The sequence below is a fragment of the Enterovibrio norvegicus DSM 15893 genome (genome assembly GCF_900115495.1).
In the GTDB taxonomy this organism is placed as follows: domain Bacteria; phylum Pseudomonadota; class Gammaproteobacteria; order Enterobacterales; family Vibrionaceae; genus Enterovibrio; species Enterovibrio norvegicus.
Genome location: NZ_FOWR01000005.1, coordinates 38,329 through 53,031 on the forward strand (window position 1 = coordinate 38,329; position 14,703 = coordinate 53,031).

At 47.2% G+C, this 14,703-nt stretch carries 13 protein-coding genes; 11 read left to right on the plus strand and 2 right to left on the minus strand.

Features of this window, described 5'->3' with window-relative positions:
* Nucleotides 1-125: 125 nt before the first annotated feature.
* Nucleotides 126-896 (plus strand): hypothetical protein, encoded by a 771-nt coding sequence (locus BM082_RS04265; protein ID WP_017010945.1) that lies wholly within the window; start codon nt 126-128, stop codon nt 894-896.
* Nucleotides 897-964: 68 nt separating this feature from the next.
* Here the strand turns inward: BM082_RS04265 and BM082_RS04270 are convergent, their stop codons facing one another.
* Complete coding sequence (locus BM082_RS04270) at nt 965-1,684, minus strand: response regulator (RefSeq protein ID WP_026024653.1); 720 nt, start codon at nt 1,682-1,684, stop codon at nt 965-967.
* Between the two features lie 112 nt (nt 1,685-1,796).
* A complete protein-coding gene (locus tag BM082_RS04275; protein WP_017010947.1) occupies nt 1,797-3,401 on the minus strand; it encodes an ATP-binding protein in 1,605 nt (534 codons plus the stop codon).
* Nucleotides 3,402-3,642: 241 nt separating this feature from the next.
* On the opposite strand from BM082_RS04275, the gene BM082_RS04280 reads away from it, so the two are divergent.
* From BM082_RS04280 to BM082_RS04330, 10 genes are all read left to right on the plus strand, one after another.
* Nucleotides 3,643-4,626: a tripartite tricarboxylate transporter substrate binding protein gene (locus BM082_RS04280; protein ID WP_017010948.1), complete on the plus strand. Its 984-nt coding sequence runs from the start codon at nt 3,643-3,645 to the stop codon at nt 4,624-4,626.
* Nucleotides 4,627-4,716: 90 nt separating this feature from the next.
* Nucleotides 4,717-5,190: a tripartite tricarboxylate transporter TctB family protein gene (locus tag BM082_RS04285; RefSeq protein ID WP_017013715.1), complete on the plus strand. Its 474-nt coding sequence runs from the start codon at nt 4,717-4,719 to the stop codon at nt 5,188-5,190.
* A 4-nt stretch (nt 5,191-5,194) separates the two neighbouring features.
* Nucleotides 5,195-6,745, plus strand: a complete 1,551-nt coding sequence (locus BM082_RS04290; RefSeq protein ID WP_017010950.1) for a tripartite tricarboxylate transporter permease — start codon at nt 5,195-5,197, stop codon at nt 6,743-6,745.
* 8 nt (nt 6,746-6,753) lie between these two features.
* Nucleotides 6,754-7,956, plus strand: coding sequence for a CaiB/BaiF CoA transferase family protein (locus BM082_RS04295; RefSeq protein ID WP_017010951.1), 1,203 nt, complete (start codon nt 6,754-6,756; stop codon nt 7,954-7,956).
* Complete coding sequence (locus tag BM082_RS04300) at nt 7,953-8,798, plus strand: citryl-CoA lyase (protein ID WP_017010952.1); 846 nt, start codon at nt 7,953-7,955, stop codon at nt 8,796-8,798. The genes BM082_RS04295 and BM082_RS04300 overlap by 4 nt, the downstream gene beginning before the upstream one ends.
* Nucleotides 8,799-9,143: 345 nt before the next feature.
* The gene (locus BM082_RS04310) at nt 9,144-9,542 is read left to right on the plus strand and encodes a hypothetical protein (RefSeq protein ID WP_017013712.1); all 399 of its coding nucleotides are present in this window, start codon (nt 9,144-9,146) and stop codon (nt 9,540-9,542) included.
* Nucleotides 9,543-10,121: 579 nt separating this feature from the next.
* Nucleotides 10,122-11,537 (plus strand): SLC13 family permease, encoded by a 1,416-nt coding sequence (locus BM082_RS04315; protein ID WP_241810405.1) that lies wholly within the window; start codon nt 10,122-10,124, stop codon nt 11,535-11,537.
* Nucleotides 11,538-11,546: 9 nt separating this feature from the next.
* Nucleotides 11,547-12,326 (plus strand): hypothetical protein, encoded by a 780-nt coding sequence (locus BM082_RS04320; protein WP_074925426.1) that lies wholly within the window; start codon nt 11,547-11,549, stop codon nt 12,324-12,326.
* Nucleotides 12,323-13,570, plus strand: coding sequence for a 2,3-bisphosphoglycerate-independent phosphoglycerate mutase (apgM, locus tag BM082_RS04325; RefSeq protein WP_074925429.1), 1,248 nt, complete (start codon nt 12,323-12,325; stop codon nt 13,568-13,570). Before BM082_RS04320 ends, apgM begins: the two co-directional genes overlap by 4 nt.
* A 109-nt stretch (nt 13,571-13,679) precedes the next feature.
* Nucleotides 13,680-14,651 (plus strand): LysR family transcriptional regulator, encoded by a 972-nt coding sequence (locus BM082_RS04330; RefSeq protein WP_074925432.1) that lies wholly within the window; start codon nt 13,680-13,682, stop codon nt 14,649-14,651.
* Nucleotides 14,652-14,703: the final 52 nt, after the last annotated feature.

Below are 14,703 nucleotides of genomic sequence, written 5' to 3' on the forward strand. Positions count from 1 at the left end.
TTCTGTTGTGTATTAAAGAAACATTATCTTTTAAATTTGGCTTCTCATCGTTGTTCTTCTCTATCTTTACTTGTGGATTTAGAGTAATGCTCTGATTTAAATGCCTTTTGGAGATGTGATATATTATGCTAAAAAGATATTTAATTATTCCTTCAGTACTATTTTCATTATCTCTTATCGGATGTGGTGGTTCTAGTGATACTTCTTCAACGGAGCCTGTTGTTTCAGAGTATCTTGCTCAAGGATTTGACCCTTCTCAGGTTACATCTTGGTTTGATGTAGAAGTATCTATTGCTGAAAAAACTAAGGATAGTATTGGTTTTTCACGTTTAACCATTGAGTTTGATATCAACAACAATAGTACCTTCGATGAAGGTGATATTCGGCTTATTGCTGGCAATAATCTTGATGGCTTATCTGTAGACTATCAGAGTAACTGGTTTGATGGGGCTGATTTTTACGTTGAGTACATCGAAGCAGGCACAGTATATAGAATGACAGAACTGCGAGGTATAGTCATTGGTGGTGGCACCACTATTATTCGTGTGGGAAAAATTGGTGGCGTTTGGCTTTATACTAAAGATGTTGATTCAACACTTACTGAAAGTATTATTGGTCTGCGAGTCAATAAAGGGGTTGTTTTAGATGATTGGAGCAGCGCGTATAGTTCGCAAATGCAAAACATATTGACGCAAATACAAAATATTTCTTCTTCTACACCAGTCAATGTCGAATTGAAAGATGGAAATGATCCGTTAAGTGTTGATTATGCCCCTTCTCAAGGCGTGTTTAGCCAACAGAGTAATGGTGTAGTATTAGATTCCGCGTCAGATTACTTTGGCACCGAAAGTTGGGTCGATATCTTATCTGTTTCTTTCAAACACGAAGAAAATTAATACCTGAACATTTGTAATGTATCGTTTTGATTAACAATGAGGGCTTTTGCCCTCATTGTCGTTAAGTACTATTGTCCCAACGCCAAATACCGTCTTTCTGGCCTACCTACGCTGCCGTAATTCACCTGCGCTTCCAGTTCTTGCGCGCTCACCATGTATTCCAGATAGCGTCGTGCGGTGGTGCGGCTTGCGCCGATCAATGTACCCACTTCTTCTGCGTTTAATGATTCATCAGCATCGCTGAATACGGCGCGAATTTTATCGAGGGTGATGACATCGATGCCTTTTGGCAGCCGTGGATGTGATGACGTCGTCTGTGGCTCTTGTTGATGTGCTGACGTGTTTGTTGCGCGTTGTGGCAGCAGGGTGTCGACATCGGTTTGCGCGAGGGATTCCATCGCTTTTAGTTTGTCTAAATGCGCTGAATATTGGGCTAGCACTTCTTGAAGGCGTTCAAATACCAAGGGTTTGAGAATGTAGTAAAACACGCCACTGCGAAGGGCTTCCCTGAGCGTATCGACTTCTTTGGCCGCAGTAATCAATATGACATCTGTGGCGCAATTGTTGGCACGCAGTTTTCTTAGTAGATCGAGCCCAGTACCTTTTGGGAAATGGTTATCGAGCAGAATTAACTCCGGTTTAAAAACATCCACGAGATCTTCTGCATCTTCAAGCGTATGGGCGATACCAACCAGTTCAAACCCGTCAATACGTTCTAAAAAGCGTTTTTGAATTTCTGCAATTTGATGGTCATCTTCAGCAATGACGACGCGAATGTTTTGGCTCATAAATACGGCTTCTTCCTTGGTTTCGATAGGCAGCATTACAACGTAATCAATCATATGCCTTTCTGTTTGTCTCTTTATCCCTGTCTATTTTTATCGCTGTCTGTCTTTAATGCTATCTGTCTTTAGGGATATAGACGGTAAAGCGACTTCCTGCTTTGTCTCCAGGTTCTAACATAATGGTGCCACCCAGCTTTTGAAGCAATTTAGTGACTAAGTGAAGGCCGAATCCATGACCTTCACCTTGTTTCGATGTAACACCTTTGCGGAATATGTTTTCGTGCTGTTCTTCGGGAACACCTGCGCCTTGATCTTCAATTTCGAAAATAAGGTCATTGCCTAAATCCGTCATTGAGAGCTTTACTTCGAATTTTTGGTTCTTCAAGGTTGCTTCGAGGGCGTTATCAATCAAGTTGCCAAGAATACTCACCAACTCTTCGCGAGGAATACGATCTGGGATCGCTTTCATACTGCTCTCAGGGTCAATATCGAGGTGCAACCCTAGTTCTTTGGCACGGTTGTATTTTCCTAATAAACAGCCTGCAAGAATCGGGTCGGGTACCGCTTCCACCAGCAGTTGAATCAAGGCTTGGTGGCTCAATGTTTCTTGCCCTATAAGCGCGAGGGCTTCTTCGGTTGCACCGATTTGAATAAGACCCGCGATGGTATGCAGCTTGTTAGAATACTCGTGAGATTGGCTACGCAATGTGTCCGCGTATTTCTGGATTTGAGTTAAACGGCGGCTAACCAAATCAAGTTCGTCTTTTCGTCTGAAGCTCGATACAACCCCCGTGATTTCATTATCTTGATGCATCGGGAGACGGTTAACGATCAAATTCCTATCTTGTAACCATATTTCTTTATCAAACTGGGGTTTTCCAGAAAGCATCACGTTCATTAAACGGCTATCGGGCAAGATTTCTTCAATGGGTTTTCCGGTGAGTTGGGTATTTGCATCTAGGCCCAACGTTTCAATAGCGGCGCGATTAAAGGTCGTGATATTGCCTTGGTTGTTTACCGCAATGATCCCTTCACGAATGGATTCCAGTGTGGCATTTCGTTCTTGGAATAGTTGCCCGATCTGTTCAGGCTCTAAGCCAAAAATGGCTTTTTTAAAGTGAGAGGCAAACCAGAGCCCGGTGAGCACACTCAACCCAAAACTTAATGCGATAACCAAATACAGCGTGTTTCGATATCGATCGATAATCTCTTCGACTGTGTCGAGCATGAAGCCCACGGAAATGATCCCAACAACGTTTTCATTGTTGGAATCGAAAATTGGGGCCTTGCCTCGGACGGACGCCCCTAAGCTTCCTGTCGCTTTTTGAATATACGGCTTGCCATAGAGAAGGGCGGGCTCGTTGTAGTCGCCATCATCGTCGTACATGGGTTTCCCAACGCGCTTCCAAGAGGGGTGAGCGAGACGAATACCGTTTCTGTCTCCGATCACAACGAAACGTGCGTCATTGATATTGGCCAGTTCAATCGTCAACGGTTGAAGCAATTCGCTGTCGCGGTTTTCGACGGCTTCAATCACTTCAGGAATGGAGGCGATGGTCTTGGCAACATGAAGTGCGCGCTGTCCAATCTGTTCATCAAGGGAGTGACTGAGGTATGCCAAGGCAAAAAAACCGATCAATCCGGTTTGTAGTAACGCCATCATGCCGAGGATCAGCACCATGCGGGTTTTCAATTTAAACGAGCGAAGCGAAAGCAACATATGCTGATACATCCTTATATGTGTGGCTGACTGTACGCGTTATTTCGTGATGCGCGTCGTCAGGTTCCCATTTTTCAGCACTGGGTCACGTCTATGAACAAAATGAACTTAACGTTTTTTAAACACTAAAAAAACATTAAATACAGAAGCTTTCCAACACAAGTATGGAGAAATAGTTTGAAGGGGTAGGTCAACAAAATAAATTCGTCCTAAGGACAGAACGACACGAGGATATACACCTATGATTTCGAATCTATTCACCAAAAAACGTTCATTCGTTGCCGCAATTGCGCTTACCTCTGCGTTGACTGCAGGGTTAGCATCGGCTGCTGTAGAAGAAGTACACTTTCTCATCCCTGGTGGTGCAGGTGGTGGCTGGGATGGCACTGCTCGCGGTACCGGTGAAGCTTTATCAAAATCTGGCTTAGTGGAAACGGTCTCTTACGAAAACATGTCTGGCGGCGGCGGCGGTAAAGCGATCGCGCATTTAATTGAAGTTGCTGAGCAGTCAGAAAACACCTTGATGGTGAACTCTACACCTATTGTCATTCGCTCTCTTTCTAAAGTGTTCCCCCAATCTTTTCGCGATTTAACACCTATTGCTGCCACGATCGGTGACTATGCGGCGTTCGTTGTGCCGAAAGATTCTAAATACACCAGCTTTAAAGAAATCGTTGCAGACTACAAAGAGAATCCACGATCAATTGCTGTTGCTGGGGGCTCTTCTCGCGGCGGCATGGACCACCTCGTTGCGGCGATGGCATTTAAAGCCGCAGGCGGTGATCCAAAACGTGTGAAATACGTGGCGTACGATGCGGGCGGTAAAGCCATGGCAGGGATGCTTTCGGGCGAAACCCAAGTGCTTTCGACTGGCTTCAGTGAAGCCCTTGCGCTAAAAAACGCTGGCGAAGTACGCATTCTAGCTGTAACCAGCGATGAGCGTTCTGCTGCGGCACCGGATGTGCCAACCCTGAAAGAGCAGGGTTATGACGCGAGTTTCGTTAACTGGCGTGGCTTCTTCGGTGCGCCTGGCCTTTCTGATGCACAAGCAGATGAATACGCACAAACGCTTGAGAAAATGTACGCAACCGATGAGTGGGTAGAAGTGCGTGACCGTAACGGTTGGACTGAAATCTTCAAACCACGTGCAGAGTTCGTCACCTTCCTTGAAGGACAAGAACAAGAAGTGGGTAGTTTGATGAAGGAACTTGGCTTCCTACGTTAATCATGAAAAACACGCCGAGCTGCTAATAAGCACTCGGCGTTCTTATTTTTGACGGGCTTGCTCGTTTGTTGTTGTATCAAGGAGTGTCAGATGGTTGTCACTAAAGACCATATCGGTGGTCTCGTCTTTCTCTGTCTTTCAGTGGCCTATGGTTTTTACGCGCGTGAAATCCCTATGTTTCCCGGCGATGAGTATGAACCGTTTAACGCCCAAACGTTGCCCATCTTCCTATCTTGGTTGGGCGGAATTCTAGGTTTTCTTATGTTGGTAACGGCGCGTCGCGACGTTGCAAGCAAACTCTCTGTGGCCGGGCTTGATTTTCTGCTGGTCGCGAAACTTCTCGTTCTGATCATGATTTTTGCTTTCGCCCTTGAGTGGGTGGGCTTTATGTTGTCGACGATTCTGTTTTTGGTGGGCGGATATTGGATCCTTGGTGAACGCCGTCCAAAAATGCTGTTCATTGCATCCGTGCCTTTTGCTGTCGGCATCTGGTTTATTCTTGCGAAGCTGTTGGATATCTATCTCGCACCAGGTCGCTTCTTTACACAAGTTTTAGGAGGGTAAGACGATGTGGGAAGGAATCTCAACCGGCTTAGGCACTGCCTTAATGCCGTTCAACCTCATGATGGTCGTCGTCGGCTGTTTCGCTGGCACCTTCATTGGCATGCTGCCGGGCCTTGGCCCTATTTCTGCGGTTGCGTTAATGATCCCGATTACCTACGGCCTTGATCCTGCGTCTGGCATCATCTTGATGGCGGGTGTGTATTACGGTGCGGTATTTGGTGGTTCAACGTCTTCTATCCTGATCAACGCGCCGGGTTGTGCAAGTACGGTTGTTACCGCATTTGATGGCTACCCAATGGCGCAGCAACGCCAAGCAGGTAAAGCCCTTGCGCTGGCAGCGTACTCGTCGTTCACTGGCGGCACGATTGGCGCAATCATTTTGCTTTTCGCGGCGCCTGCACTGGCATCGGTGTCACTCAGTTTCCAGTCTTCTGATTACTTCGCACTGATGATCCTCGGTTTGACTGCAGTGTCAGCGTTTGCGGGTAAAGGCCAAGTGCTGAAAGCCATGGCAATGACCGTATTTGGTTTGATGATCGCCACCGTAGGGACAGACGCAATTACCGGTGCGCCACGCTTCACCTTTAACAATATCGATTTGGTGGATGGCATCAGTTTCTTATTGCTCGCGATGGCGACGTTTGCATTGGCAGAAGTTGTCACCACAGTGATGAAAGGGCAGCACAAAGAGAAAGAAGCGGACATGGACATGGCGGCGCTCGGCAGCATGAAACTGTCAAAAGAGGAAGTGAAAGAAGTGGCTCCGACCGTGGCGCGCTCTTCCATTTTCGGCTTTATCGTCGGTGTTTTGCCGGGGGCAGGTGCGACGATTGCGTCTTTCCTTGCTTATGGGCTTGAACGTAACCTTGCACCAAAACGTTTGAAAGAGAAATTCGGTAAAGGCGCACTGCGCGGATTGGCAGCGCCAGAGTCTGCGAATAATGCGGCGTCTACAGGCTCATTTGTACCCTTGCTGACATTGGGTATTCCTGGGTCGGGGACAACGGCGATCATGCTGGGTGCGTTGATTGCCTATGGTATTCAGCCCGGCCCGCGTTTGTTTATTGATAATCCTGATGTGTTTTGGTCGGTCATCATCTCTATGTACTTCGGTAACTTAGTGTTGTTGATCCTGAACCTTCCACTGATTCCGTACATTTCGCGTTTGTTGGCCATTCCGCGCCCCATCTTGATTCCGTTGATTTTGTTTTTCTCCATCACCGGTGTGTACTTGGTGAGTTTCAACACTTTCGATATCAATATGATGGTGTTAATTACCGTGGTGGCGATATTCCTTAAACTGCTCGATTTCCCGATGGCACCGATGTTACTCGGCTTCATTTTGGGCGGGATTATGGAAAACAACCTGAGTCGCGCACTGATCATCTCTGACGGCAGCTTGAGCTTCCTGTGGGATCGTCCGTTAACGCTGACCATCATGTGTATTTCGATATTTGTGTTGTTCTTGCCACTGATTCGACGTGTGCTCGACAAAATGGGGGTCGGCATCAAACTGCAGCCGAATAAAGCACAAGTCGATCGTAATGACGGCTAGGGGGGCGCATGCACGATGCATTGTCATCCTTTAGGGTGTTGGATTTAACCAACGTACTGGCAGGCCCATTCGCCTGCCATCAGTTGGCGCACTTGGGTGCAGAAGTGATAAAAGTGGAGGTCCCCCATAGTGGGGACCTTGCGCGTCAATTGGGTGCCGATGCGGATTTAAACCGCGAGAAAATGGGCATTTCCTTTCTGGCGCAAAACTCGGGTAAACGCTCCATTACCGTCAACCTCAAACACCCTGACGGCAAAGCCGTGCTCAAAAAGCTGGTTGAATCTGCTGATGTGTTAGTGGAGAACTTCCGGCCGGGTGTCATGGCGCGCTTGGGGCTCGACTATGACGTGTTGAAAGCGGTAAATCCCAAGCTGATTTACTGCGCCATTTCTGGTTACGGTGCTGATGGCCCCATGAACAATCTGCCTGCCTATGATCAAATTATTCAGGGCATGTCGGGCGTGATGTCGATAACCGGCGCGCCTGATAATGCGCCGTACCGTGTTGGTTATCCCATTGCAGACACCATTGGTGGCCTGACTGCCGCATTTGCGATTTCTTCTGCGCTCGCGGGACGTGCTCACACGGGCAAGGGCTGCTTCATTGATGTGTCCATGTTGGAATCAACACTCGCCACCATGGGGTGGGCGGTATCGAATTTCCTTGTCGCAGGTCGTGAACCGCAACCCATGGGCAATGACAATGTGACGGCCAGTCCCTCTGGTGCGTTCAATACCGGTGATGGCCTGATCAATATCGCCGCCAACAAGCAGGAGCAGTTTGACGCCATTTGTGATTTGTTAGGGCGGGCTGAACTGAAAACTGACCCTCGCTTTAGCGAACGACAAGCCAGACTGAAACATCGCGATGTGCTGACAGAGATTCTTGAAGATGCGTTTTCCTGTGATTCAGCTGAAGTGTGGGAGCAAAAATTGAATGCCATTGGCGTGCCTGCGGGGCGTGTGCTGTCGGTGCCTCAGGCATTGAGTTTAGACCAAGTAAAACAACGCGACTTTGAAGGCACATTCGATGATGTCGAAGGCGTAGGAAGAGATGTTCATATCGTCAGAACCGGTTTTCTTGTGGATGGACAACGCCCTAAAGTGGCATCGCCGCCACCCCAATTAGGTGAACACAGCGCTGATATTCTCTCTGAGCTCGGGTTTAGCGATGACGACATTAAAACGTTTCGAGCAGAGGGCGCAGTATGAGTATTCGACGGCCGACTAACGGCCCAGAAAAAGCGGTTGCCGATTGGTGGCGCACAGACATTATCGATATGACGCCGGGGGAGATTGGCTATTACGGGTATCCGATAGAAGATCTCATTGGCAACGTCAGCTTTACCCAAATGATTTGGTTGATGACGCAAGGTTCTCTGCCTTCGCCAGAAAAAGCGAAATTGCTCGATGCCGCGTTAATGTCTGCCGTTGATCATGGCCCACAAGCGCCAAGTATTGCGATTGCGCGCATGGCAGCAACCTGTGGCGTTGGTTTGAACAATGCCATGGCGTCTGCGGTGAATGTGTTGGGCGATGTGCATGGTGGCGCGGGCGAACAGGCAATGGCCTTGTATCAAATGATTGATGACATTGTGCAAAACGACGGTGTGGATGTTGTCGTTGCTACGCAAAAAGGGCTTGAGAAACAGCGCGAGCTGTTCGGTAAGTTCATTCCCGGTTTTGGCCACCGTTTCCATCCTGTCGATCCAAGAGCACCGCGTTTAATGGCGGTGGTAGAAGGCGCGAAAACGGATGGTGAGGTAGAAGGGCGTTTTTTGGCGATAGCTCAACAAGTCGAATTGCAACTTGAGCAGGAGAAAGGGCAGAAAATCCCCATGAACATCGACGGCGCTACCGCCGTCATATACGCCGAACTGGGTGTAGCACCTGAACTTGCGAGAGGGCTGTTTTGTTTGTCTCGCTCCGTCGGCATACTGGCTCACGCATGGGAGCAGACGCAACAGGGCGGTAGAAACAAAGGCCCAATCCCTCGAGACTTACTGTGGACGTATGACGGTCCTGCGAAGCGCTCGGTGCCTGATTCAGATTAGTCCCCGCTTAGTGCCATTTTTATGTGCATAGGTATAAACGTCATCTCTCCGATGGCGTTTTTCATTTGAGATGTATTGTGCTCATTCAGAGAGAGGTGATTCACTTGCATGATAATGAACGGTGTTTTATTGTTATGGTCATTGTGACGCTGAGTCGTGTTATCTCTGTCTATATTCGGTGCGTTGATTGTTTTCAGATGGGGGAAGGTTGTGAAACTCTGCCTTTTAAACACTGAACGAGATGCAGCATTCAACGAGATTGACTAATGTGTAGGGAAATGCATCAGTATTCGGCGCACCTGACAAGAGGCTAGTTGGGTGTCACCAGAGAGAAGGAGCATTAAGATGCAAATGAAACCGATTTTACTGTCTTTGTTATTTTGTTTGCCTGTGTTTGGCCTGTCTGGGGCAGCACATGCAGAGCAAACCAGCTGGGATAAAGCCAAAGAGTCAGCCACAGAAGCGTGGGAATCTGCGAAAGAAGCGGGTGATAGCGCATGGGATGCGACCAAAGAGAAAAGTAGTGAGTTGTTAGAAGGCGCACAAGAAGGCGGTGACAGCTTATGGGAAAGCACCAAAGAAAAGAGTGCAGACATTTGGGATAAGACCAAAGAAAAAAGTGGCGAGCTAGCCGAAGAAGCGAAAAAGAAAGCTGATGAAGTGCTAACGCCAGAAGAGACCGAACCTGCGCCCGTGAAGCCTTTGGAAGCTGAGCCTGAGAGTGTGTTTAATCAAGAAGCGTAGCGGTGTCTGGTCGTCCATGTGAATGGCTGAATATTGTCCCCTAATACGCCATCGTTAACCGTCTTTCTGATTTTCATTGAGGCGCAGCAGTACCGACATTACTGCTGCGTCTATCCAGTTGAGAACCTTCGTGAACACGCATTTCTCGGTGATTTGGACACAACAACGGTAAAAATAGTAATTATCCCTGCAAATCTTTTGCCATGCGTACTGTTACCCCTGGTAAGTTTTAGTGCTAATGCTTGCCTCTGAAAATACTCTCCTATCAGTTTCCTGTCAGATATACTCGCAATAACGCCATATCCTCACATTAATCATTACTATTAACTATATTATTAAAAACAACAGGTTGTTTTTATTTCGCCTTAATAGTTCGCATTCACCTATTTGATAATCCAATGCTTGGTATTCATCCTTTCGATTGAACAGTGAATGCTGTCAAACATAACCTTTTGGTAGCTCAGCGATAGACTGAGGCAAAGGCTAGGAAAACTATACTCACTGGACTAAAAGCAAAGGAGATTGCTAGTGGTAAGCATTGTGAGAGACCTGAGCTCCAAAAGTAAAACAGAGAAAATAATGTATTACCTCGGCCTACCATTGGCCATGGTTGTACTCATGATTTTCTATTCCATACCAACACCTGACGGCATTACGTTCGAAGGTAAAATGTCCCTGGGTATTTTTAGCTTTGCGCTAATCCTTTGGGTATCAGAATCACTGCCCAACTATGCGACCTCAATGATTTCAATCGCCTTACTATCCATTCTTGGTGGGTGGGCCGAGAAGAATGCGTTAGGGACCATGGGCTACGGCGTGATTTGGCTAATGATCTCAGCCTTCATCATTACATCGGGCATGGAAAAGAGCGGATTGGCTAAACGTATTGCGCTAGCGATCATCACTCGCTTTGGTAAAACATGGAAGTCGATGTTGATGTCGTTGATGGCTGCAAACTTTACCATCGCTTTTATTGTGCCATCCACAACGGCGCGTGCCGCCATGTTGCTACCAATCGTTCTTCTTATTGCCAAAGCATTCAGCGTTGAAAAGGGAAATAAAAACCTTGGCAAGTTGCTGGCCATTCAAGGCCTGCAAGCCAACAATATTTCCACGTCAGCCATTGTGACAGCCACAGCACCTCAGATTCTTGCCATTGGTTTGATGAAAGAGCTAACCGGCTCGTCAGTGTCGTGGGGGGAATGGTTCATTGCGTCAGCACCTATCGCCATCCTTACACTGATTGCATCATTCTTTATCGGTATTACGCTATTTAAACCGTCAGGTTCGGCGAAATCAGGCGGCGAAGAGATACAAGAAATCAATCGACAATATCAGGAGCTGGGTTCTGTATCGTCAAATGAAAAGAAAGCCGCGTCCATCTTCATTCTCACCATCTGTTTATGGGCCACTGATAAATGGCACATGGACCTGTTTGGTTTTCAGATTAGCTTAGTGATGGTTGCGGTTATTTCTGCAGCGATATTCTTTATGCCTTATGTCGGCATTCTTTCTTGGAAAGAGGCCAAAATACCCTGGAACTTGATGGTGTTTGCCGCCGGCGCTTACGCCGTTGGTGTGTCATTGAGCGAAACCGGTGTTGCGTCATGGGCGTTGGGCAGTATCTTTGACCACCTTGGTGTGAAAGACATGAACTTCACCACTCTCTATGGTGTGGTTATCGCGATATCCAGCTTCAGTCATTTTGTCTTCACCAGTAAAACGGTTCGGACCATTATCCTTATTCCCACCCTTATCGGTCTTGCAGAAAGTGCAGGGGTTCCGCCTCTGATGTTGGCGCTACCTGCCGCATTCACGATTGCAGATACCATCACGCTTCCTCCACACAGTAAAGCAAACTTGGTGTATTACAGCACAGGCTATTTCTCGGTAAATAACCAGTTGTTATATGGCGTTTTAACCTTGATGGCGAAGTGGTGCTTCATGTTTGGCGCGTCGTTCACATGGTTCGCATATCTCGGCATTACACCTTAAGGAGGCTACATGATGTTTAAGCCGTTATTTTCATCACGCGCAGTGCTTACACTGTTATTTCCACTCGCTATCGTGTTGTCGCCAACCCTTGCTGCTAAAGAATTTGGAGACATTCAGCAATACCACGAGAACATCCAACCGTCAGGTTCGGAAGGCATTATTAATACCTCCGTCACTGCGACCACCAATGCCGAGGGTGTTGTTTACTTGCCTGCTTATGAAAAGGGCGAGTTAGCAAACTACGAAGTATTGTCGGGAACATTGATTGGCATGCCTGAGCGCATCGATATTCATGGCCGTGAGGCTTATCGATACCGTTTTGCGTCAAGTGATAGCTTGGTGACGTTGCAGCAAACGTTTCAAGTGAAAAAACTCTACAAAGAAAAGAAAGCGAAGCTCAAGTACAGCCATCCTGCTGGCGTTACGCGTGTTTCATACACCTTTACCAATACATCACCCTCAACGATTGATGATTTTTCGACCCAGCTTTCTGTGCCAAAAGGCACCGAGCTTTATGGTGTTGTAACACCGGAATGGTCGAAGAAAAAGAAAACATTCACCATCAGTAAACTGGATGATTGGAAAGTGGTAACGGTGAATCGAAGCGCGCTGACTGCTGGACAGGACGTTGAAACAAAAGTGCGCTTATACCGTCCAGCACCAAATATCAAATGGGTGCTTTGGACGTTCGTCATCCTAATTTCCGGCGCGTTGCTGTGGAAACGAAGAGATGTACTTGTCGACGAAAAAGAAGCCGTTGAATCAGCGCCTATTGAGGAGCAAAAATGAGTAAACAAGCCCTATTAATTATTGCTGACGGTATGGGGGATAACCCGATACCTGACCTAAACGGTCTTACCCCGCTCGAGTATGCGTTAACACCAAACTTAACTGCGTTGGCGAAACAGGGGTTATTCGGGAACGTGCACCCAGTACAACCGGGCGTTCCTGTGGGTACGGATGTAGGCCATTTAGCGATTTTTGGTTACGACCCATATGATGTTTACACAGGGCGTGGTCCTATTGAAGCATACGGTGCAGGCATCGAGTTGTTACCCACTGACATTGCTTTTCGCGGTAACTTTGCAACGGTTGATGATGAATTCACCGTGCTTGACCGTCGAGCTGGGCGCATCAACGTGGGCACACATGAACTTGCAGAGGCGCTGGATGGGATTGTGCTTTCTAATGGGACTAAGGTGATTGTTCGTCCGCTGAGTGCCCACCGTGTTGCTGTCGTTTTGCGCGGTGAGAACCTCTCTGAACATGTGAGAACGACAGATCCTGGTACAGCGAAAGAAGGTGAGACCGTCCAAAAGAGTATTGCATTGAATGAAGAAAGTGATGCGATACACACAGCCGACGCCATTAATGAACTGACAGAGAAAATGTTTTCTGTCCTGAGTTTGCATCCAGTCAATGCCGAACGTTCGTTACAAGGTATGCCGCCTGCAAATATGATTTTGCTCCGTGGTATTGGGCGAGAAATACAGGCACCAAAGATCACAACAACGCTGGGTATTCGTGGTGCGTGTATCGCGGGTGATCGTACTGTGCTCGGAATTGCCAGAATGGCGGGCTTTGACGTGTATCACCGCGACAGTTTTACCGCAGGCCATGATACGGACTTTATCGCTAAAGCAGACCTTGCGATTGAACAATTGAAGAGCGGTTATGATTGGGTCGTGCTGCACATCAAATCACCTGATTTGGCGGGGCATGATTGCCAACCCATGATTAAAGTATCATCTGCGATTAAGCTTGATATGATGCTAGGGCATATACTCAGACACATTGATTTGAATGAATGTTTTGTTGGCTATACCAGCGATCATTCCACCCCTTGCATGAGACGGGATCATTCTGGTGATCCTGTGCCGACATTTTTTGCAGGCGGGAATGTGAGAAGCCTGCCGCTTGAAAACTTCGGTGAAAAGTACGTGACACATGGCAGTTTGAATAACCTCACGGCGCGGGATTTTTTCCGCATACAAATGGATCACTTAGGGGTCGTTGCTAAGCTCGGTGCTTAGCTTCGTGCTTAGGTCATAAAGCACTATCTAAGCAAGGTTATCTCTTATACTCAAAACAGAAGTGACATCATGATTGATGTGTCACTTCTGTTTTTTTACAAGGAATGAAATGAGAATAGAGAACTTTGAGGCTTTCGTGAAAATCGCCCATCTGCGCAGTTTTACACAAGCCGCTGAAGAGTGCTTTTGTACTCAGGCGACGATCTCTCAACGCATTAAAAATTTAGAGAACTATTATAAAACGCAATTGCTCGATCGTGTTGGGAGAGATGTGAAACTTACGGTGGCTGGACAGCGGGTGTTACCTCACTGTGAGGCCGTGATAAAAGCGATTCGTGATTCGAAGAACGAGTTAGTCATTTTAAATAAACTATCCACAGGCGAACTCAACGTCTGTAGTTCCAATACACCAGGCACTTATATCCTTCCTCAAGCTCTGTCTGATTTTCACCTCCTGTACCCTAGCGTGAATATAGAGTCTCAAATTAAATATGCCAAAGATGTCATCAGTGAAGTGTCTTATGGGCGTGAGTGTGAGTTGGGCTTTGTTTCACAACCGGCAGAAACGGGGTTGGATGATAAAAAGCTACACTTTGAGCCCTTGCTGCGCGATAGGTTAACGGTGATTGTTTCGCCGCAACATCCGATGGTGTTGACCAAGTGGGAAGGGAAAACATCGATACCATTAAGTGAGTTGCATGGGCTGTCGCTACTGACATCCAACCGCAAGAGTACGACCGTCAAAAACGTCGAGAGAACAAGTGGCACGAAAGTAAACTTTAAACAGGTCGTTGCTCTTGGCAGTATGGAGGCGGTAAAGAAAGCCGTTGAGTTAAATACGGGGGTGGCAATCGCCTCTCATTTTTTGATTCAAGACGAGGTGAAAAAAGGACGCTTGTTGTCGTTCTCAATTGACGATGTTTTCATCAACCGTTACATCATGCTGGTGCATAGAAAGAATGTCAGCTTATCCCCCGTTGCCCGTGCATTTATAAAAAAACTGAAAGAGGATTTGATCGCGAATTACCCCAAACTGTACTGTGGCTTTAGTGGGCAAACGGGATCAAACAGCAATATCTGACGCCATGATCGTATTGGTATTGGTTTAGGTTTAGGTTTAGGTTTTGGTATCG

Bases quoted from the DNA above. Each gene is read 5' to 3' on its own strand.
- BM082_RS04330 (WP_074925432.1), top strand. From the start codon at position 13,680: ATGAGAATAGAGAACTTTGAGGCTTTCGTGAAAATCGCCCATCTGCGC.
- BM082_RS04295 (WP_017010951.1), top strand. From the start codon at position 6,754: ATGCACGATGCATTGTCATCCTTTAGGGTGTTGGATTTAACCAACGTA.
- BM082_RS04315 (WP_241810405.1), top strand. From the start codon at position 10,122: ATGTATTACCTCGGCCTACCATTGGCCATGGTTGTACTCATGATTTTC.
- BM082_RS04310 (WP_017013712.1), top strand. From the start codon at position 9,144: ATGCAAATGAAACCGATTTTACTGTCTTTGTTATTTTGTTTGCCTGTG.
- BM082_RS04270 (WP_026024653.1), bottom strand. From the start codon at position 1,684: ATGAGCCAAAACATTCGCGTCGTCATTGCTGAAGATGACCATCAAATT.
- BM082_RS04320 (WP_074925426.1), top strand. From the start codon at position 11,547: ATGATGTTTAAGCCGTTATTTTCATCACGCGCAGTGCTTACACTGTTA.
- BM082_RS04285 (WP_017013715.1), top strand. From the start codon at position 4,717: ATGGTTGTCACTAAAGACCATATCGGTGGTCTCGTCTTTCTCTGTCTT.
- BM082_RS04275 (WP_017010947.1), bottom strand. From the start codon at position 3,401: ATGTTGCTTTCGCTTCGCTCGTTTAAATTGAAAACCCGCATGGTGCTG.
- BM082_RS04265 (WP_017010945.1), top strand. From the start codon at position 126: ATGCTAAAAAGATATTTAATTATTCCTTCAGTACTATTTTCATTATCT.
- BM082_RS04300 (WP_017010952.1), top strand. From the start codon at position 7,953: ATGAGTATTCGACGGCCGACTAACGGCCCAGAAAAAGCGGTTGCCGAT.
- BM082_RS04290 (WP_017010950.1), top strand. From the start codon at position 5,195: ATGTGGGAAGGAATCTCAACCGGCTTAGGCACTGCCTTAATGCCGTTC.
- apgM (WP_074925429.1), top strand. From the start codon at position 12,323: ATGAGTAAACAAGCCCTATTAATTATTGCTGACGGTATGGGGGATAAC.
- BM082_RS04280 (WP_017010948.1), top strand. From the start codon at position 3,643: ATGATTTCGAATCTATTCACCAAAAAACGTTCATTCGTTGCCGCAATT.